At 68.2% G+C, this 19,824-nt stretch carries 17 protein-coding genes, 1 tRNA gene and 1 pseudogene; 6 read left to right on the forward strand and 13 right to left on the reverse strand.

The window, feature by feature from the left end; translation table 11 throughout:
* Window positions 1–12 precede the first annotated feature (12 nt).
* Entirely contained in the window at window positions 13–735 is a 723-nt protein-coding gene (locus H6844_06955; GenBank protein MCB9929135.1) for a hypothetical protein, read from the forward strand.
* Between the two features lie 27 nt (window positions 736–762).
* A pseudogene (locus H6844_06960) lies at window positions 763–1,552 on the forward strand (TIGR03084 family protein).
* 209 nt (window positions 1,553–1,761) lie between these two features.
* Here the strand turns inward: H6844_06960 and H6844_06965 are convergent.
* The 4 genes from H6844_06965 to H6844_06980 all read right to left on the reverse strand — a co-directional run bounded on the left by H6844_06965 (window position 1,762) and on the right by H6844_06980 (window position 7,840).
* Window positions 1,762–3,321, reverse strand: a complete 1,560-nt coding sequence (locus H6844_06965) for a hydantoinase B/oxoprolinase family protein (GenBank protein MCB9929136.1) — start codon at window positions 3,319–3,321, stop codon at window positions 1,762–1,764.
* Between the two features lie 175 nt (window positions 3,322–3,496).
* Entirely contained in the window at window positions 3,497–5,572 is a 2,076-nt protein-coding gene (locus H6844_06970) for a hydantoinase/oxoprolinase family protein (GenBank protein ID MCB9929137.1), read from the reverse strand.
* An 84-nt stretch (window positions 5,573–5,656) separates the two neighbouring features.
* Window positions 5,657–6,721, reverse strand: a complete 1,065-nt coding sequence (locus H6844_06975; GenBank protein ID MCB9929138.1) for an LLM class flavin-dependent oxidoreductase — start codon at window positions 6,719–6,721, stop codon at window positions 5,657–5,659.
* A 90-nt stretch (window positions 6,722–6,811) separates the two neighbouring features.
* Window positions 6,812–7,840 (reverse strand): 2-dehydropantoate 2-reductase, encoded by a 1,029-nt coding sequence (locus H6844_06980; GenBank protein ID MCB9929139.1) that lies wholly within the window; start codon window positions 7,838–7,840, stop codon window positions 6,812–6,814.
* Window positions 7,841–7,967: 127 nt separating this feature from the next.
* On the opposite strand from H6844_06980, the gene H6844_06985 reads away from it, so the two are divergent.
* The gene (locus H6844_06985; protein ID MCB9929140.1) at window positions 7,968–8,381 is read left to right on the forward strand and encodes a VOC family protein; all 414 of its coding nucleotides are present in this window, start codon (window positions 7,968–7,970) and stop codon (window positions 8,379–8,381) included.
* 102 nt (window positions 8,382–8,483) lie between these two features.
* Here H6844_06985 and H6844_06990 read toward each other — a convergent pair whose 3' ends face one another.
* The 5 genes from H6844_06990 to H6844_07010 form a co-directional block, all read right to left on the reverse strand.
* Window positions 8,484–9,215 (reverse strand): ABC transporter ATP-binding protein, encoded by a 732-nt coding sequence (locus tag H6844_06990; protein MCB9929141.1) that lies wholly within the window; start codon window positions 9,213–9,215, stop codon window positions 8,484–8,486.
* The gene (locus H6844_06995; protein MCB9929142.1) at window positions 9,205–9,954 is read right to left on the reverse strand and encodes an ABC transporter ATP-binding protein; all 750 of its coding nucleotides are present in this window, start codon (window positions 9,952–9,954) and stop codon (window positions 9,205–9,207) included. The genes H6844_06990 and H6844_06995 overlap by 11 nt, the downstream gene beginning before the upstream one ends.
* The gene (locus H6844_07000; GenBank protein ID MCB9929143.1) at window positions 9,951–10,901 is read right to left on the reverse strand and encodes a branched-chain amino acid ABC transporter permease; all 951 of its coding nucleotides are present in this window, start codon (window positions 10,899–10,901) and stop codon (window positions 9,951–9,953) included. The genes H6844_06995 and H6844_07000 overlap by 4 nt, the downstream gene beginning before the upstream one ends.
* Window positions 10,902–10,907: 6 nt before the next feature.
* Window positions 10,908–11,774 (reverse strand): branched-chain amino acid ABC transporter permease, encoded by an 867-nt coding sequence (locus H6844_07005; protein ID MCB9929144.1) that lies wholly within the window; start codon window positions 11,772–11,774, stop codon window positions 10,908–10,910.
* Window positions 11,775–11,838: 64 nt separating this feature from the next.
* Window positions 11,839–13,116 carry an amino acid ABC transporter substrate-binding protein gene (locus H6844_07010; protein ID MCB9929145.1) on the reverse strand — a complete coding sequence of 426 codons (1,278 nt, stop codon included), beginning with the start codon at window positions 13,114–13,116 and terminating at the stop codon, window positions 11,839–11,841.
* A 230-nt stretch (window positions 13,117–13,346) separates the two neighbouring features.
* Here H6844_07010 and H6844_07015 point away from each other — a divergent pair, with 230 nt between their 5' ends.
* Window positions 13,347–14,321 (forward strand): serine protease, encoded by a 975-nt coding sequence (locus H6844_07015; protein ID MCB9929146.1) that lies wholly within the window; start codon window positions 13,347–13,349, stop codon window positions 14,319–14,321.
* A 40-nt stretch (window positions 14,322–14,361) separates the two neighbouring features.
* Here the strand turns inward: H6844_07015 and H6844_07020 are convergent, their stop codons facing one another.
* Genes H6844_07020 through H6844_07030 form a run of 3 tightly spaced genes read right to left on the reverse strand, consistent with a single transcriptional unit; the run spans window position 14,362 to window position 16,896 of the window.
* Window positions 14,362–14,475: a DUF2474 domain-containing protein gene (locus H6844_07020; GenBank protein ID MCB9929147.1), complete on the reverse strand. Its 114-nt coding sequence runs from the start codon at window positions 14,473–14,475 to the stop codon at window positions 14,362–14,364.
* The gene (gene cydB / locus H6844_07025) at window positions 14,475–15,479 is read right to left on the reverse strand and encodes a cytochrome d ubiquinol oxidase subunit II (protein ID MCB9929148.1); all 1,005 of its coding nucleotides are present in this window, start codon (window positions 15,477–15,479) and stop codon (window positions 14,475–14,477) included. The genes H6844_07020 and cydB overlap by 1 nt, the downstream gene beginning before the upstream one ends.
* A gap of 4 nt (window positions 15,480–15,483) precedes the next feature.
* Window positions 15,484–16,896: a cytochrome ubiquinol oxidase subunit I gene (locus H6844_07030; protein MCB9929149.1), complete on the reverse strand. Its 1,413-nt coding sequence runs from the start codon at window positions 16,894–16,896 to the stop codon at window positions 15,484–15,486.
* A 403-nt stretch (window positions 16,897–17,299) separates the two neighbouring features.
* Between H6844_07030 and H6844_07035 the strand changes: the two genes are divergently transcribed.
* Window positions 17,300–17,374 (forward strand) — tRNA-Met (locus H6844_07035).
* A gap of 112 nt (window positions 17,375–17,486) precedes the next feature.
* On the forward strand, window positions 17,487–18,515 hold the full coding sequence (locus tag H6844_07040; GenBank protein MCB9929150.1) for an LLM class flavin-dependent oxidoreductase: 1,029 nt from the start codon (window positions 17,487–17,489) through the stop codon (window positions 18,513–18,515).
* A gap of 425 nt (window positions 18,516–18,940) precedes the next feature.
* Here the strand turns inward: H6844_07040 and H6844_07045 are convergent, their stop codons facing one another.
* Entirely contained in the window at window positions 18,941–19,798 is an 858-nt protein-coding gene (locus H6844_07045; GenBank protein MCB9929151.1) for a TauD/TfdA family dioxygenase, read from the reverse strand.
* Window positions 19,799–19,824: the final 26 nt, after the last annotated feature.

The raw sequence follows: 19,824 nt of genomic DNA on the forward strand, positions 1-19,824 counted from the left end.
GAAACCGCCCCCATGATGGATTCGCACACCGGCCCCCTGTTGCTGCTGGTGCAGGCCAATATCGCGCCGGAGCAGGAAGAGGCCTTCAACGCCTGGTACTATCACCACGTGCCGCGCCTCTTGGAGATTCCCGGCTGGCTCTGGGGCCGGCGCTATCTGAACGTCAAGGGCACGACCAAGTATCTGGCGCTCTACGGGGTCGAGGACATGGACGCCATGGCCCGCGTCATGGCCGCCGACCCGGCCCTGAAAGACCCGCGCGCGGTGGAGGAGCGGGCCCGCTTCGACGCCATCTCGGGCAAGACCGACGTGGTCTCCAACGTCTACGAGCAGGTGAGCGGCACGCATCTGGGCCATCCGCTGCTGACCCGGGACCACTATCTGAGCCTCGTCATGGCCGACTGCAACGACCCGGCCGAGGAAGCGGCGTGGAACGCCTGGTACGACCACAGCCACGTGCCGAACCTGACCCGGGTGCCGGGCTATCTCTCCGGCGCGCGCTTCCGGGTCAGGCACGATCCGCGCTTCGGCGACAAGCCCATGGGGCCGAAATATCTGGCGCTCTACGAGTGGGAAGGCGCGCATTGCCTGCCGGCGCTCAGCGACCCCGACACCATGTGCGCGGAGGCGAAGGCCGAACTGGCGCAATGGAACGCCTATGGCGTGAAGTTCGCCGCCAACATGGCCTGGAACGTGTTCCGCCCCATCGCCAGCCACCACAGGTTCGCCTGGTAACTTCTCCGCCAAGACCGAGATACGCTCATGCTGCAACAAGTCGAAGACCTGCGCGCCGAGGGCGCCGACCTCTATGCCTTTCTCGACGGCCTCGCGCCCGCCGACTGGGACCGGCCGACGCCGTTCAAGGGCTGGACGCCCAACGACGTGGTGCAGCACCTGCACATGGGCGACTGGATGGCCGTGCTCTCCATGACCGACGAGGCGGCCTTCCTCGCCCTGCTGGAGAAGCGCAAGGCGGTGCGCGAGGGCGCCGCACCCGGCCAGGGCGTCGGCCCGGACATGCAGACCGGCGCGGCGCTGCGGGAGCAGTGGTACGGCTATTTCCGGCAACTCTGCGGCCTGCTGGACGCGCGCGACCCCAAGGACCGGGTGTTGTGGGTCGGGCCGTCCATGAGCGTGCGCATGTGCGCGACGGCGCGGCAGATGGAGACCTGGGCGCATGCGCAGGACATTTACGACCTGCTGCGCGCGCCGCGCGAGCACTTCGACCGCCTGCGCAACATCGCGGAGATCGGCGTGCGCACCTATGGCTGGACCTTCGCCAATCGGGGCGAGGAGCCCGGCGCCCACCGCTCCCTATGTGCGCCTGACCGCCCCCAGCGGTGCGATCTGGGAATGGGGCGAGCCGAGCGAGACCGACAGGGTGGCGGGCTCGGCCCTGGAATTCTGCCAGGTGGTGACCCAGGGCCGGAACATCGCCGACGTGAACCTGACGGTGGCGGGCGAGCCGGCACGGCAGTGGATGGCGATTGCCCAATGCTTCGCCGGCCCGCCCCGCAACCCGCCCGGCAAGGGGGAGCGCGCCTGGTCGTGACGCCGGCGGAGGTGGGGGGGGCGGGAGCTCTCCCGGCTCTCCACCCCGTTTCACGCATCTCCATCCCGTTTCACCCTGAGTAGGGCCGGAGGCCCGTATCGAAGGGCGGTGCCCGCGTCCCTCGATACGCCGGCTTCGCCGCCTACTCGGGATGAGAGCCGCGGGGAGAGGGTGGCGTCGCTCCGCCGGCGGCGCTGGTGTCGCGCCCCCTACGCCCCGCCGCCATAGCCGCCGCCGCCGGGGGTGCGCACGGTGATGGTCTGGCCCCTGGTCAGCATGTGGTCGGCGCGCACGTCGGCCGGCACGTCGTCCACCAGCACCTCGCCGAGCGCGCCGGGGCCGCCGCCTTCCAGGCCGGCCGCCGGGTGGGTCAGGCGTTCGGCCATGAAGATGACGCCGATGGGCGTGTCGCTTTCGCTCTCGAACACCACCTCCTGGCCCTCGCCGCCGGGGTGCACGCCGGCGCCGCCGGAGCCCTGGCGCAGCGCCTTGCGGTGGACGAACAGCGGCGTGTTGCGCTCCACCAACTCCACCGGCACGTTGGAGATGTTCGAGGGCCAGCTATAGCAGCTCTCGCCCGGCTTCGAGGGCAGGGCGCCCATGCCGCCGTTGAAGAACAGCGTGTTGGCATAGGTGCGGCCGCGCTTGTCGACGCCGGTCTGGATGATGCTCCACAAGGGCGAGCCGCAGGCGGCCATCACCTTTTCCGGCAGCACCGGCGCCAGCGCCTGGAAGATCAGGGTCGGCAGATAGTGGCCGGTCGCCATCCGCCCGCCGACGCTGACCGGCCGGGTCGGGTTGACGATGGTGCCTTCGGGTGCGAACACCTCCATGCAGCGGAAAATGCCGTCATTGTTGGGCACGTCCGGCAGCAGCGCGCATTTCAGGGCATAGGAGACCATGGCGAAGGTGTAGGTCATGGTGCAGTTGATCGCCCGCGGGATCTGGGCCGAGGTGCCGGTGAAATCGACCCGCACCCGGTCGCCGGTCACCGTGACCGCGCACTGATAGTGCAGCGGCCGGCCCTCGAAGCCGTCGGTGTCGAAGGCGGCCTCGTAGCGTCCGTCCGGCACGGCGGCCATGGCGGCGCGCATGGCGCGTTCGCTGCGGCCCTGGATGTCCTCGCCGAAGGCGGTGAGGTCGGCGAGGCCGTATTCGTCCATCAACTCGGTGACGCGGGCCTCGATCAGGTTCAGGCCGGTGACCTGGGCCCAAAGATCGCCTTCGGTCTGGTCCGGCGTGCGCACCTGGGCGCGGAACAGCCTGATGAGCGTCGCGTCCGCCTCGCCCCGGTCCAGCAGCTTCATGGCCGGGATCTGAAAGCCTTCCTCGAACAACTCCTTCGCCACCACCGAGCGCACCTTGCCGCCGATGTCCGGCGCGTGCGCGGTCGAGGCGGCGAAGGCGGCGAGCCGGCCGTCGCGGAAGATCGGCTTGGCCACGGTCACGTCGTTCAGGTGTCCGGTCGCGACCCAGGGGTCGTTGCAGATATAGACGTCGCCGGGGTTCATGTTCTCCGGCCCGATCACCGCCAGGAAATGCTGCACGGTCACCGGCAGGCAGGCGTTGAAGCTGGGAATGCTCTCGGTGTTCTGCACCAGCGAGTGGCCGGCGGCGTCGGTGACGACACAGGCGAAGTCGTTGCTCTCGTTCACCAGGGTCGAGAAGCTGGTGCGCTGGATCGTCTTCGCAGCCTCGTCGGCGGCGGAGATCATGCGCCGCCAGATCACTTCCAGCGTGACGGCGTCGAAGGCGGCGGTGGCGGTCATGGCAACTTTCCTTTGCTTTTGCCCTGCGTGGAGTCGGAGGCGCGCCCCTTCCTTTCACCCTGAGTAGCGCCGCAGGCGCGTATCGAAGGGCGTGTTGCCTCGGCCAAGGGCACCCTTCGATACGCCGCTTCGCGGCTACCCAGGGTGAGAGGACTAATGGGTGTGAGGTCAGCCATCACAAATCCACCACGAGATTGCCGTCCGGTGTGACGCGCGCCCGGCCGGAGGGGCCGACGATCAGGGTGGAGGCGGCTTCCTCGATCACCGCCGGGCCGGCAAAGGCGAAGCCGGCGGGCAGGTCGCCCCGGGCATAGACCGGCGTTTCGGCAGAGCCGCCTGCCTCGGGGAAGTAGACCGGGCGGCGGCCGGTGGGCGCCGGCGTGCCGGCGGCCGAGAGGGCCGGGCGCGGCCGCTCGCCCGGCACGTCGACCGAGACCGCGGTGCGGATGTTGATGATCTCCACCGGCACCGCCGGCGGCGTGCGCGTGAACTTGGCGAGATAGGCGGCCTCGAACGCGGCCACCAGCGCCGGCCTGGACGCCGCCGTGTAGGGCCCCGACGGCAGGCTCACCACCACCTCGAAGGCCTGGCCGACATAGCGGATATCCGCCAGCCGCTCGATCCGCGCGGCGGCGGGGTCGAGGCCGGTGCCGGCGATCAGGTCGCGCGCTTCCGCCTCCAGCCCGGCATAGCGGGCCTCGAACGCGGCCCAGTCGAGCCGGTCCAACTCCTCCGCCACCGTTGCGACCCGGTCGACGCGGGCGGGCGCGATCAGCAGGCCGACCGCGCTGGCGACGCCGGCGGCAGGCGGCACGATCAGCCGGCGGCAGCCCAGTTTCTGTGCCACGTGATAGCCGTGCAGCGGCCCGCCGCCGCCGGTGGTCAGCAGGGCGTAGCGGCGCGGGTCCTTGCCCCGCTCGGCGATGTGGACGCGGGCGGCGCCGGCCATGGCCTCGTTGGCGATGTCGTGCACGCCCCAGGCGGCCTGTTCCGGCGTCAGGCCCGCCGCCGCCGCCAGGCGTTCGAGGGCGGTGCGGGCCGCGTCCATGTCCACGGCCATGCTGCCGCCGGCGAAGAAATCGGGGTTCAGGTAGCCGAGCACGAAATTCGCGTCCGTCACCGTCGCGTGCTCGCCGCCGCGGCCATAGCAGGCCGGGCCGGGCTCGGAGCCGGCGCTGTCCGGGCCGACCTGCAACAGGCCGAGCGGGTTCAGCCGCGCGATCGAGCCGCCACCGGCGCCGATCTCGATCAGCTCGATGGTGGAAATCTTGATCGGCAGGCCGGAGCCATGGGCGAAGCGCTTCTGGCGCGCCGCCTCGAAATCGTAGGCGATCAGCGGCTGGCCGTCGTCGACCAGCGAGAGCTTGGCGGTGGTGCCGCCCATGTCGAAGGCCAGCACATGGCCGCTGCCATCGGCCTCGCCGAACCAGGCGCCGGCGAGCGCGCCCGCTGCCGGCCCGCTCTCCAGCAGGGCCACGGGTGCCTGCTTGGCCTGCTCCAGCGCGCCGAGGCCGCCGTTGGAGAGCATGAGTTGCAGCGGGGCTGCGATGCCGAGGCCCGCCAACTCGCCCGCCAGCCGGTCCAGATACTGGGCCGCCAGCGGCTTGATATAGGCGTTGACGACGGTGGTGGAGGTGCGTTCGAACTCGCGGATTTCCGGTGCCACCTCGACCGAGAGCGACACGGCCAAGTCCGGCACGGCCTCGGCCAGTGCGGCCGCCGCCGCCCGCTCGTGCGCCGGGTTGGCGTAGGCGTGCAGGAACACCACCGCGACCGAGGCGACGCCGTCCGCCTGCAAGGCCCGCGCCTGCGCCACCAGGCCGGAGAGGTCGAGCGGCACCCGCTCCCGCCCCTCCGCGTCCAGGCGGCCGGCCACTTCGCGTCGCCAGGGGCGGGGCGCCAGCGGGGCGGGCTTGGCGATGGAGAGGTCGTACAACTCGTATTTGCGCTCGCGCCCGATCTCCAGCACGTCGCGGAAGCCTTCGGTCGTGATCAGGCCGGTGGCCGCGCCCTTGCGCTCGATCGTGGCGTTGGTGAAGAGCGTGGTGGCGTGCACGACGCGGCCGATTTCGGCGGCGGGAAGTGCATCCTCGCGCAGCACCTGCCGCACGCCGTTGACCACGCCTTGGGCGGGGTCGGCATGGGTTGTCAGCACCTTGCGAGCGAACTGGCTGCCGTTGCGGTGGTCGAAAACGACGATATCCGTAAACGTGCCACCGATATCGATGCCGAGGGAGTAACGGGCGGTCATAGGATCGCTGGCCCAATCTTGGCGGGAAATGTGGGGTCTTCGCTCAGCGCAGCAATTGCCGTGCCAATCGTCGTTCGGCGCGGTTCAGGCGGTGCCCTGGCCAAACACCGGCATCACCTGCTCGGCGAACATGCGCATGGAGCGTTCGGCCTCGGCGAACGGCATGTTGTGGAAGTTGACCTGTAGCGAGGCGTGCTCGAAGCCGCCGGTCTCCTCCTGATACATGCGGATATTGTCGACGATTTCCGCCGGCGTGCCGATCCAGGCCGCGCCCTTGGCGATCTGGGTGTCGGTGGTCTCCTGCTGCATCATGGCGATGATCTTGTCATAGCCGGGATAGTCGGCGCTCGTCATGCCGTCGAGCCAGTCGGAGGCACCCTCGACCAGCGATTTCAGATAGGCGTCCAGATGCGGACGGGCGATGTCGCGCGCCTTGGCGCCGTCGGGATGGCAGAACATGTGATGGGCCAGCATGACCTGGCCCGGCCCCTCGTGCCCGGCCTTGGCGCGGGCCTCGCGGTAAATGCCGATCAACTCCTTCATCGCCGCGCCCAGCATGGGCACGCACATGATGTTGTGGCCGGCGGCCCCGGCGAATTCGAACGAGGCGGGCGTGCCCAGGGCGGCCACGTAGAAGGGCGGGCGCGGCCGCTGGGTCGGGCGGGGCAGGGTGGTGGTCTCGCGGATCTGGTGGAACCGGCCTTCGTGGGTGACGTTTTCGCGGGTCAGGAGCAGTTCCACCTGCTCGATCCCCTCGCGGTAGCGCGCCACGGACTCGTCCGGCGAGACGCCGAAGCGGCGGAATTCGTGCGGCAGGAAGGCGCGGGCGAAGCCCACGTCCAGCCGTCCGTTCGAGATCGCATCCAGCATGCCGATCTCGCCCGCCAGTTTCAGCGGGTTGTTGAAGGCTGGCAGCACGGCGCCGGTGACCAGCCGCACCTTGGCCGTGCGGGCCGCGACGGCGGCCAGGAACACCATCGCGTTCGGCGAGTAGCCGCCGTAATAGTGAAAGTGGTGCTCGACGATGCGCACATGGGTGTAGCCGAGCGGCTCGGCCTGATCGACCAGGGCCAGCGCCTCGCGGAAATACTGGTCGGCGGGCTTGTGCTGCGGGCCGACGTCGGGAAAGAACTGGATGCCGAATTCCATGGCGCGGGGCGTCTCCTGGCGGGACATTCTGGTTGCCTCCCAGCCTAGCGCCCCTGGCCCCGACGGCAAGCGCTTGCGGGTCGGCCGCAGTCAGGCCAAACCGGCCAGGTCGCGGATGCGGTCCAGGTTTTCCGGCCCCGGCTGCAGCGCGCCGGCGTGAATCTGGCGGGCGAGGGCGGTGATGGCGCCATTGACCGGCGCCGGTCGTCCGCTGACTTGCAGCGTGTCGGCGACCAGGCCGTTGATGAGGTCCACCTCGCTCAGGCGGCCCTTCATCAGGTCTTGCAGGACGGTGTTGATCGCGCTCGGCCCTACGTCGCGGGTGAGCTTGTCCAGCAGCAGTTCCAGCAGGGTGTTGGTGTTCTGCACCTGATCGGCCGAGAGGCCGAAAATCGGCACGACGCGATAGCCGAGCCTCTGCCCGGCCTCCAGCGCCTCCGCACCGGCGCCGAGGAACAGCTCGCGCACGCCCGACATCTCGGCCACCTGGGCGTTGGTCGCGCCCAGCACCGCCTTCAGCCCCATGGTCATGGCGTTGACGATCAGCTTCATCCACTTGGCCGAGAGGATGTCGTCCGACACCTCCACCCGGCCGGCATGGCCAATCACCTCGGCGGCGATGGCCACCTTGGCGCTCTGGGAGGGGTGGAAGGCGCCGACACCGAACCAGGTTTTCTCGCGCACCGTGCTGCGGGTGATAAGGCCGGGTTCGAACATCTGCGAGGCCAGTTCGACGACGCAGCCGACCGTGCGCTCCGGCCCGACCACCTCGGCCAGCATTTCGGCCGTCATGCCGTTCTGGACGCCGAGCAGCAGCCCGTCGGCGGCGAGATAGGGTTTGATAAACTCCGCCATCCAGCGCGCGTCATAGGCCTTGCAGGCGAGCAGCACCACGTCGAACACGGGACTGAGCGCGCAGAGATCGCAGAGATGGTGTGCCCGCACCGGCAGCGTGGTCTCGCCGTCCCGGGTGCGGACGGTGAGGCCGCCGGCGCGCATGGCCTCCACATGCGCCGGCCACTGGTCGACCAGGGTGACGTCGAGGCCGGCGGCGGTGAGGTCGGCGGCGATGCAACTGCCGTTGGCGCCGGTGGCGAGCACGGCGATCCTTCGGGCCATGGGAGGCTCCTCTCCTGGGGCGTGAACCCGACGATTGCACACCGCGGCGCGCGGTCGCGCAACCGGCTTTCGCCGCCGGCCGCACGGCCCTACGATCGGAGCGGTACCACCGCAGAGGAGACGCGCCATGACGATCGAGGTTCTGGGATTGCTGCACACGGGTTTCCGCGTCGGGCCGACGGACGCGGACGTGGCCAAGGCCCATGCTTTCTATGGCGACCTGCTGGGCTTGCAGACCGACGAGAAGCGGCCGGAAATCCGGGGCATTCCCGGCTTTTGGTCGAATGTCCGCCCCGGCGACCGCAGCCAGCAACTGCACATCATGGGCGCGGAGGGAGCGTCGCCGGTGGCGCGCTCGGACAAGCAGGACCCGACCCGCACCCATGTCGCATTCGCCGTCGCCGACCTGGATGCGGCCCGGGCCGAGTTGGAACAGCGCCAGATCGAATTCTGGGAATACAAGAGCCTGGTCGGCACGGCCTCCGACCAGATTTTCTTCGAGGACCCGTTCGGCAACATGATCGAGTTGCAACAGGGCTGACGGCGGCGGCCAGCCCTGCCTTGTCTCGCATAGGGCCTGCGTCCCTCGATACGGCGCGTTGCGCCTGCTCGGGATGAGAGGGGAGGGGCGAGAACGGGCCGGTCAGGCGCCCAGATAATATTGCTTGACCAGGTCGTTGTTCATCAGCGCGGCCGCACTTTCGCCCTCATAGGCGATTTCGCCGTGGACGATGATGTAGCCGCGGTCGGCGATCTTGATCGCCTGGTTGAAGTTCTGCTCGGCCATCAGCACGGTGAGCGCGCGGTGGTCGTGCAATTCCTTGATCTTGGCGATCATGCGGCTGACCAGGATCGGCGCCAGGCCGACCGAGGGCTCGTCGATCAGCAGCACTTGCGGGTCCGACATCATGGCGCGGGCCAAGGCCACCATCTGCTGCTCGCCGCCGCTCATCGAACCCACCATCTGCTTGCGCCGCTCGGCGAGGCGCGGGAAGGCCTCGAAGCAGAAGGCGAGGTTGTCGCGCAGGCGCTGGCGCGCGGCCGGGCGGAAGGCGCCCAGCTCCAGATTCTCGCGCACCGTCAGCTTCGGGAACAGGCGGCGGCCTTCCGGCACCAGGGCGACGCCCAGATTGACGATTTCCTGCGGCGAGCGGCCGGCAAGGTCGATGCGCTCGCCGTCGCGCTCCAGATAGACCCGGCCGGCAACCGGTTGCAGGATGCCGGTCAGGCATTTGATCAGCGTGCTCTTGCCGTTGCCGTTGGTGCCGAGCAGCACCACGGTCTCGCCCGGCTCGACCCGGAGCGAGACGCCGTGCAGCACCTGCACCGCGCCATAGCCGGCACAGAGGCTTTCGGCCACGATTCTACTCGCCAAGATACGCCCTCTCCACGTCCGGGTTCTGCATGATCTCGGCCGGCGCGCCGTCGGCGATCTTGCGGCCGGCGTCGAGCACGGCGATGCGCGTCGAGAAGCCCATGACCGCGCGCATGATGTGCTCGATCATGATGATGGCGACGCCGCGGCCGTTCACCGCCAAGAGGATTTCCAGGATCTCGTCCACCTCGTTGCCGGAAAGGCCAGCCATGGCCTCGTCGGCGATCAGCAGTTCGGGGTGGCAGGCCATGGCGCGGGCGAGTTCCAGCTTGCGCAACTCGATCTGGTTGAGCGCGCGTGCGTCGGTGTCGGCCAGGTGGTCGAGCCGCATCAGGGCCAGGATCTCCCGCGCCTCGGCCAGCAGGCCGCCGGAGCGCTGGCGCGAGCCGACATATTCCAGCGGGATGGCGACATTCTCCGCCACACTCATGCTGGCGAAGGGTCGGGGGATCTGGAAGCTGCGGGCGATGCCGAGGCCGGTGCGGCGGTGGGCGGAGAGACGCGTGATCTCCTGCCCCCGGAACCGGATCGCGCCGGCGTCGGCGATCAGCGTGCCGGCAATGCAGTTGATCAGCGTCGTCTTGCCGGAGCCGTTCGGCCCGATCAGGCCCAGGCGCTCGCCCGGCGCCAGGGCGAGGTCGATGCCGTCCAGGGCCGTGAAGCCGCCGAAGCGCTTGACCACGCCCTCGACTTGGAGAATGGGCTCGCCGCCCAGGCGGAGGAGGGGCGTCTCGCTCATGGCCGGCGCCTCACGCGGGCGAGCGCCTGCCGGGCGAGGCCGACCAGACCCTGCGGCGCCAGGACGACGAAGCCGACCAGGGTCACGCCGACGATCAGCAGGTTCAGCTCGGAGGAAATGGTCACCGTCGCCCATTGTTGCAGCGAGCCCAGCAGCACCGCGCCGATCACCGGGCCGAACCAGGTGGTGGTGCCGCCCACCATCGGCATGGCGATGGCGTTGACCGCATAGGTCAGGTTGAAGGCCGAGGTCGGCTCGACATAGGTGACGTAAAAGGGGTAGGGCGCGCCGGCAATGCCCATCAGCGCGCCGCTGAGGGTGGTGGCGATCAGCTTCAGCCGCAGCGTCGGCACGCCCATGCATTCGGCCGCCACCTCGTCGTCTCGGATGGCGGCGAAGCCGCGGCCGATCTTGGACCGCGCGATGTAGCGGGCGATGGCGACGGCGGCGACGGCCAGCGCCAGCATCAGGCTGAACAGGCCCTCGATATAGTTGTCGAAAAAGGGCACCTCCGCCGGCGGGATGACATAGGAGCCGGAGGCGCCGCCGACATAATCCCAGTTGGCGACCATCGTCTCCAGCACCACCGCCAGCGCCAGGGTGGCGATGGAGAAGAACACGCCGCGCAGGCGCAGGGTCAGATAGCCGGCGGCCAGACCGATCAGCCCCGCCACCAGGGCGGCCACCGGCAGGATCGCCAGCAGCGGCAGGCCCAGCCACTTGTTCAGGGCGATGGTGGTGTAGGCGCCGACGGCGAAAAAGGCGGCGCTGCCGAAATTCACATAGCCGGTGAAGCCGCCCAGAATGTTCCAGGCGGTGGCCAGCACGACGAATTGCAGTACCACATAGCCGGCATAGAACAGGAAGTTGGAGTCGACATGGCGGGTGGCAAGCGCGCCGCCCAGCACCAGCAGCACCGCCAGGGGCGCGAACCAGTCGATGCGCATGGCCCCCTACCTCCCGAACAGGCCGGCGGGGCGCACCGCCAGCGTTACCAGCAGGAAGCCGAACGCCACCGCCGGCGCCCAGGACGGGCCATAGAAGGTGGCGACCATGCTTTCGACCACCCCCAGAATGATGGCGGCGACGATGGTGCCGCCGATGCTGCCCATGCCGCCCAGGACGACGATGGCGAACACCCGGCCGATATAGAGCCGCCCCAGCGACGGCTCCACCGGCCCCAGCATGATCAGCAGCGACCCGGCGATGGCCGTGGTGGCGAGGCCGATGCCGAAGGCGATCTGCTTGGTCCTGACCGGGTCGGCGCCCATCAGTTGCAGCGCCAGCCGGTCCTGCGCCACCGCCAGGATGGCGCGGCCGGTGAAGGTTTTGGAGAGATAGAGATAGATCGCGCCCGCCGTCGCCATCGCCACCGCGAACGGCACCAGCATGCGGAAGGGCAGCCCGACCGGGCCGATATGGATCGCCTGGCCGATATAGGCGGTCTCCACCAGGCGGTAGTCGACGCCGAAGGTCATGATCAGCAGGACCTCCAGAATGAACATGATGCCGAAAAAAAAGGCGAGGCCGCGCAGGGTCTCGTCGCCGCGCCGCTCGAAGCTGGCGTAATAGACGCTGTAGAGGCCGACGCCGATGCAGAAGAAGACCGGCGTCAGCAGCACGCCCGCCAGCACCGGGTCGAGCCCCAGATGCTCGTGCAGCACGAAGGTGCAGAACGAGCCCAGCACGATGAAAGCCGGATGGGCGATGTTGACGATGTCGAGCTGGCCGAAGGAAATGGTCAGCCCGATCGTCACCGCCGCATAGAAGCCGCCCAGCAACACGCCGGCCGCGAGGGCGTTCAGGAAGAGATCGAGCACGGAGGCCTCGCTGTCGTCAGGCCGTCATGGCTTGCCCCGGGGGATGCCATGACGGCAGAGGCCCTTATTGCGCGTAGGGGTAGTGGAGCGTGCCGGACTTCCACTGTTCCGGCCAGAGCACGACGCGCTTGCCGGCGTGGGTGAACTGCTCCAGGCCGCTGTCGTCGACGCCCTGGAACTGCACCATCAGCGCCCGCGGCGTCGACCATTCGCCGTTCGGCGCGAAGGTGACGTCGCCGACCACGGTCTTGTGGGTGTGGCTGCGGATATAGTCGGCCAGCTTCTGCTGATCCAGCGAGCCGACCGCGTTCACCGCATTGCCCAGCAATTGCAGATAGGCATAGGCGTAGGGCGGCAGGTAATAGCCCAGCGGGTCGACGCCCTGGCCCTTGGCTCTTTCCTGGTATTTCTTCAGGAATTCCTCGACGCCTTCGAATTTCAGCGTCGGCTCCGGCACCCAGAAATCGTAGTTGACGATGCCGTTCAGCGAGGCGCCGAGCTTCGAGAGCAGCGAGGCGTATTGCAGGCCGACCATGCCGCCGCCCAGCAGCTTGGCCTTGAGCCCGACCTCGTTGATGGCGCGCACCATGCCGGCGGAATCCGGCGGGTAGGAGGCGATGAACACCATGTCCGGCGCTTCGGCCTGGATGGCGCGGACGATGGGGGTGAAGTCGGCGGTGGCCGCCGGGTAGGTCTTGTCATAGACGATTTTCAGGCCGGCCTTGTTCGCATTCTCGCGCGCGCCGTCCAGTGCGTTGCGGGCGAATTCCGCGTCGGCGCCGACCAGGGCGACGGTTGCGGGCTTCGGCGTCTGCGCCATGCCGATGTCGAAGAAGCCGGCCGACCAGTCCGAGCGCGGATGCGGGCCGGCGGGCATGATCTGGAAATAGTTCGGGTAGTGGAATTTCTCGTTCACGGCCAGGCCGAACAGGCTCATGAACACCATTTTGCGGCTCATGACGATGGGCATGGCCGGCGCCACCATGTTGGTGGCATAGCCGCTGACCACCAGGTCGACATTGTCGAGCGTCAGCAGCTTGGTGTAGATGCCGGGAACGGTCGAGGGGTTGGTCTGGTCGTCGTAATAGACGAACTCCACCGGCCGACCCAGCAGGCCCCCCGCCTTGTTGATATCGTCGCGCCAGATTTCCATGGCGATCAGGGCGGCCTTGCCGGCACCGGCGAGTCCGCCGGTCAGCGCCATGGAGAAGCCGATCTTCACCGGCTTTTGCGGCGAGGCGGCGCTGCTGGGCTGCAAGGGCGCCGCCAGCGTCAGCGCGGCGGCAAAGGCGGTGGCACCCAGTTTCAGCGCCCATCGGCGCGTCGCGGAGAAGCGTATCATCGAGCGGAGTCTCCCTGCTTGCTCGCCCCGGCACGCTGTTGGCGCAACGTCCTCGCCGGGACCCTGCGACAAGTTAAGCACGAGGCGAACCGATCCGGGAAGTCCGTTCGGGCAGGCGTCCGCCGACAGGTGCGGCGACGGCGGTACGGAAATACCAGTATCGCGTTGGTACGAGGTCTCGGACTATACTGCACCCTTATGCTGTACGCGTTACCGACAAAGGCCTCCGCATGACCGCGTCCGACTGGGACATTCCTGAGGAGATGAACCCGAAGGCGGAGGACTATGCCTTTGACATCGTCCGCGCCCTGGCTGCGGTGGTCAGTCTGCATTGCTATGTGCCGCCCGACGCCTTCACCGCCCACACGCTGGGTCTGGAGCGGGGCGGCAGCGGCGTGGTGATCGACGAGGCGGGCCTGATCGTCACCATCGGCTATCTGGTGACCGAGGCGGAGACGATCTGGATCAACACCGGCGACGGCCGGGCCATTGCCGGCCACGCGCTGGCGGTCGACCAGGAAACCGGCTTCGGCCTGGTGCAGGCGCTGGGGGATTTGCGGCTGCCGGCGCTGGTGCTGGGCGACTCGGACGCGTTGGAGGTCGGCGACGATTGCATCCTCGCCGCCGGTGGCGGCCGGCGCAACGCCGTCGCCACGCGCCTTGCGGCCCGGCACGAGTTCGCGGGCTATTGGGAGTATGCGCTGGAGGATGCGTTCTTCACCGTGCCGGCGCATCCGTTCTGGGGCGGCGCCGGCCTGATCGGCCCGGATGGGCGGTTGCACGGCATCGGCTCGCTGGTGCTGCAACAGGGCGGCCGGCGCAAGTCGCGCGTCGACATGAACATGGTGGTGCCGATCGCGCTGCTGAAGGGCATCCTGCCGGACCTGCTGAGCCAGGGGCGGGCGAACCGGCCGTCGCGGCCGTGGCTGGGCCTCTATGCGGCGGAGGATGGCGATTCCGTGGTGGTGGCCGGCGTCGCCGACCATGGCCCGGCCGAGCAGGCGGGACTGGAAATCGGCGACCGCATCGTCGCCATCGGCGACACCGAGATTCCGAACCTGATGGGGCTTTGGCGCGGGATCTGGTCCTGCGGCCAGGCCGGCGCCGAGGTCCCGCTCAGACTGCTGCGGCAGGACGAATTGATCGACGTCACCGTGAAATCCGCCGACCGCATCAGCCTGCTGCGAACCCCGGCAATGCACTGAGGCGGGCATTGGCTGCGGCGCTGGTGCCTCGGCCCGCGGATCATGCCAGGACCAGGCGAAGCAGGGTCGCCACCAGGCCGAGCGCCAGCACGCTCGCAACCCAGATGGCCACCATCCAGCCCAGCCGCTTCCAGAGCGATGCGGCCGGCGGCATCAGTGATAGCCCTGCGATCCGGCCTTGCCGCGAAACACCCAATAGGCCCAGGCGGTGTAGGCCAGGATCATGGGCACGATGACGACGGTGCCCACCAGCAGAAACGCCTGGCTCTCCGGCGGCGATGCCGCCTCCCAGATCGTCACGGCCTGGGGCACGGCATAGGGGTAAATGCTGATGCCAAGGCCCAAAAAGCCCAGCAGAAACAGGCCGAGCGCCATCAGGAACGGACGGCGCTCGTCCTGGCGGGCGAGGCTGCGGAAGAACACATACGCACAGCCCAGCACCAACAGCGGAACCGGCAGCGTCAGCAGCATTTGCGGGAACTGGAACCAGCGGGTCCAGTAGGCGAAATTCAGGAACGGCGTCCAAAGGCTGACCGCGGCGAGGGCGGCCAGGGTGGCGATGCCGAGCCCAAAGGCCATGCGGCGCGCGCGCGCCTGCCCCGGCCCGTCGGTCTTCCAGATCAGCCAGGTCGCGCCCAGCAGGCCATAGCCGAGCGCGACGGATACGCCGGTCAGAAGGCTGAACGGGCTCAGCCAGTCGAGCCAGCCGCCCGCATACATGTTGTTCTCGACACGAATGCCCTGGAGGATGGCGCCGAGCGTGATCCCCTGCGCCAGCGCCGCCACGGCGGAGCCGGTCGTGAAGGCCAGGTCCCAGAGTCGGCGATGACCGGGGTCGCGCCAGCGAAACTCGAAGGCGACGCCCCGGAAGATCAGGCCGAGCAGCATGGCGATGATCAAGGGATAGGTCGCCGGCAGGATGATCGCATAGGCCAGCGGAAACATCGCCATCAGCCCGCCGCCGCCCAGGATAAGCCAGGTCTCGTTGCCATCCCAGACCGGTGCGATGGAGTTCATGGCCCGGTCCCGCTCCTCGCCGACCGCGAAGCCGGGAAACAGCAGGCCGATGCCGAGGTCGAACCCGTCCATGGCGACATAGGCGAAAATGGCGAAGCCGATAATGCCGGCCCAGACGACGGTCAGATCGATGCCAGACATGGCGTTACCCTCCCTTCACCGGGGATGCCCCGACACCGGCCGCGGGCGTGATGCCGGAGGCGCGGTAGGGGGAGTTCGACAATTCCGGCTCGCCCCGCTGCGGCGGCTTCGCCATGAGACGCAGGATGTAGTAGATGCCCAGGCCGAAGACGCAGCAATACACCACCACGAAGGCGATCAGCGAGGTGGCGACCGCGGGCGCGGCCAGCGGCGAGGCGGACTCCGACGTGCGCAGCAAGCCATAGACGGTGAAGGGCTGCCGCCCCACTTCGGTCGTGACCCAACCGGCAATGACGGCCACCAGGCCGGACGGCCCCATCGCCACCGCCGCGCGGTGCAGCCAGGCTGAATCGTAGAGCCTGGACCGGTAGCGGGCGACCGCGCTCCAGAGGCCGATGGCCAGCATCGCGAAGCCGAGCGCCACCATGATGCGGAACGACCAGAACACGATCACGACCGGCGGCCAGTCGGCCTTCGGAAAGTCGGTCAATCCCGGCAGCGGTGCGAACGGGTCGTGCTTCAGGATCAGCGAGCCCAGATAGGGCAGGGCGATTTCGTAATGCACGCGTGCGTCCTGGTTGCTCGGCAGGCCGAACAGGACCAGGGGGGCGCCGTCGGGGCTGGGGGCGAAGTCGCCTTCCATCGCCAGCACCTTGACCGGCTGGTGCTCCAGCGAGTTGAGCCCGTGCTGGTCGCCGGCGATGATCTGGACCGGCGTGACCAGCACGGCCATCCACATCGCCATCGAGAACATGGTGCGGGCGCCGGGATTGGTTCGGTCCCGCAGCAGATGCCAGGCGCCGACGCCGCCGACGAGAAAGGCGGTCGTCAAATAGGCGGCGAGCGCGGTGTGGACCAGTCGGTAGGGAAAGCTGGGAGAGAAAATGATCGGCCACCACGAACCGTCGGGCACGAACTGGCCGGCCGGGTTGATCGCATAGCCGGTGGGGGTTTGCATCCAGCTGTTGACCGAGATGATCCAGGTGGCGGAGATCAGCGTGCCCAGGGCCACCATGCAGGTGGCGAAGAAATGCAATCGCGGGCCGACCTTGTTGGCGCCGAACAGCATGACGCCCAGGAACCCGGCCTCCAGGAAAAACGCCGTCATCACCTCATAGGCCATCAGCGGGCCGATGATCGGTCCGGCCTTGTGCGAGAATTCCGACCAGTTGGTGCCGAACTGATAGGCCATGACGATGCCGGAAACGACGCCCATGCCGAAGACGACCGCAAAAATCTTGAGCCAGTAGCGGTAGAGGTTCGCATAAACGCCGCGGCCGGTTTTCAGCCAAAGCCCTTCGAGCACCATCAGATAGCTGGCAAGCCCGATGGTGATGGCCGGGAAGATGAAGTGAAACGAGACCGTGAACGCGAACTGGATCCGCGCCAGGATCACCGGATCGAATTGCTCGAACATGCTGGAACCCTTTCAGCCGGGATGGGGCTGTGACGGGGCTGTCGACGAACCGAATGGCCGCTATCCGGCGACCACACGGACCGGAACGAACTTCGCGATGGCGGTCGTTTTGGCTGGAGGCGGTGGCGTCGGGCCCGACCGTCGAAGACGCCTTTCTGACATGGACGATGGAGCAAGGGCGTCAACACGGTGTGCCATTTGGTCCGGCGGACGGGCATGCCGGGCGGCGGCCTCGCCGTCTTCGCGTGCGGGCCGGGAGGCAAGCGGCTGGCCGTCCACGGCGATCTGTGCGGTTTCGTCCCAAAATCGGGCGCGGCAGCCGTTGACAGAGCCGCGCCGTGGCGGCATATAACGGCCTCTCGCGCGGCCCTGGCGTTCCGGCAGGGCGCGGCGCGGTCCGGTTGGCGGGATAGCTCAGCGGTAGAGCAGGGGAATCATAATCCCTTGGTCGGGGGTTCAAATCCCTCTCCCGCTACCAACCGAACCACCCCTCTTCCTCCTCGTGAAAACGCTTGGCGACCGGGCTACTCAGCTCCGGGGCGAGCGCCTATGTAGAACGCCACGACTCGTTACGAGGAAGGACCCCGACCATGGCCGCCAAGATGCAATTCGGCATCATGCAACGCGGGATTTTCGACTGGGACGACGATATCCGCCTGCGCTTCACCGAACTGATGGAGCAGGCGCGCACGCTGGACCGGCTCGGCTATCACTCGATCACCACCGGCAGCCATTTCTCCACCTGGCCGCACCGGGAATTCATGCAGATTCCCTATCTGAGCCGGGTCATGGCCGAGGCGCCGAACCTGCGGCTCAACGCCGGCATCGTGCTGCTGGCCCTGCACAGTCCGCTGGAGGTGGCCGAATACTTCGCCACCATGGACCTGATGAGCAATGGCCGCATGATTTTCGGCGCGGCGCTCGGCTATCGCGAGGTGGAGTATCGCGGCTTCGGCGCACGGAAAAGCGAGGGCGTGCGCCGCTTCACCCAGAATCTGGAGGCGATCCGCCGGCTGTGGACCGAAGAGAAGGTCTCCATGGTCGGCGATCATTTCGAACTGATCGAGGCGACGATCTCCACCCCGCTGGTGCAGGCGCCGCACCCGCCGATCTGGATCGGCGCCAATGTCGACAACGCGGTGAAGCGGGCCGCGCGGCTCGGCGACTGCTGGTATGTCAACCCGCACCAGAAGCTGGGAACCATCCGCCGTCAGATGGATGTCTACCGCGCGGAGTTGGACCGCATCGGCAAGCCTTTCCCGACCGAACTGCCGATCCGGCGCGAGGTGTTCTGCGCGCCGACCTACGAGGAAGCCCAGCGCATCGCCGGCCCCTATATGAAGAACATGTACGACGCCTATGTCACCTGGGGCCAGGACAAGGCGATGGCGGAAGACGACCGCGACATCTCCATGGCCTATGAGGAATTGGCGCGCGACCGTTTCATTGTCGGCGACCCGGACACGGTGGCCGAGGAGATGGTGCGCTACAACCGCGAGATCGGCGTCAACCACATCATCATGAGCGTCCAGGGCATCGGCATGCCGCAGACCCAGGTGCTGGAAACCTTCGACCTGCTGGCGAAGGAGGTGTTTCCGAAAGTGCAGGCGGCGCTGTAGGCCGGGCAGGCGCAAGGCGTCTCCGCTTTCCCGGCCGGAGCACCTCGTCCTTCCGCTTTCCCGGCTGGAGCGCAGCGCGCGGAGGGCCGGGATCTCCGGCCGGGATTGGCTCCGGCTCTGGAATGTCCGCCCGAGTCCCGCCTCGGCTGGAGGTCCCGGACTGGCTCCGCCATCCGGGAAAGCTGGGGAGTGGTGGCCGGAGCGCCGCGTTGCGGGCAGGGCAGGCGCCTCGTCCTTCCGCTTTCCCGGCCGGAGCACCTCGTCCTTCTGCTTTCCCGGCCGGAGCGCAGCGCGCGGAGGGCCGGGATCTCCGGCCGGGTTTGTCCCCGGCTCTGGATGTCCGACCGAGTCCCGCCCCGGCTGGAGGTCCCGGATTGGCTCTGCCATCCGGGAAAGCTGGGTGTGGGCTCCGCTTTGCCGCTGCCTTACGCGGCGACCGGGCGGGCGCTGCCGCGGACCTGGGTGCGGTGCATCAGGCGGCGGCTCGCGGGGTCGAAGGAATCGCGGCGGTGCAGCACGCAGCGATTGTCCCACATCACCAGGTCGCCCACCTGCCAGTGCTGGGTCCAGGTGCGGCCATGGGCCAGCAAATGCTGCCAGAGCGCATCCAGCAGGGTCTCGCTCTCCTCGGGCGGCAGTTCCATCACATGCGCGTTCAGGCGGCGGCCGGGATAGAGCGCCTTGCGGCCGCTTTCCGGGTGGCGGATCACCAGCGGGTGCACGGCGCCCGGCAGGTCCTCGCGGGTGTAGGCCTCCGCATAGCCCTGGCGCAGGCGGCCGTCGCTGGAGCGGGTGGCGTCGTGCTTGCAGGTCAGGCCGTCCAGGCGCTGCTTCATGGTTTCCGGCAGGGCCTCATAGGCCTGGTACATGTCCATGAACCAGGTGTTGCCGCCGCTCGCCGGCACCTCCAGCGAGTAGAGGGCGGAGGCGTCGGGCGGCAGGTCGATATAGGTCATGTCCGAGTGCCATTCGGCCTCGCCGTCGCCGAGCCCGCCAATGGCCTCGCCGTCGATCTTGATGTTGGAGATGACGGTAACCTCCGGCCGGTCGGTCTTGTATTTGCGCGTCTTGAAGCCAATGGGCGCGTTCTCCAACTCGCCGAAATAGGCGGAGAAATTGGCCATGGCGTCATCGTCCAGTTTCTGCCCCCGAAACCGCAGCACCGCGTGCTCGATCCAGGCCCGTTTGATGGCGGCCGCCTCCGCATCGGTGATGCGGGCGAGGTCGACGCCGGAAATATCGGCGCCGAGCCCTTCGGCGAACGGGGTGACGGTGACGGACATGGCGGTTCCTCCTTCTTGCTTATGGG

This window comes from Alphaproteobacteria bacterium, assembly GCA_020638555.1.
In the GTDB taxonomy this organism is placed as follows: Bacteria; Pseudomonadota; Alphaproteobacteria; order Bin95; family Bin95; genus JACKII01.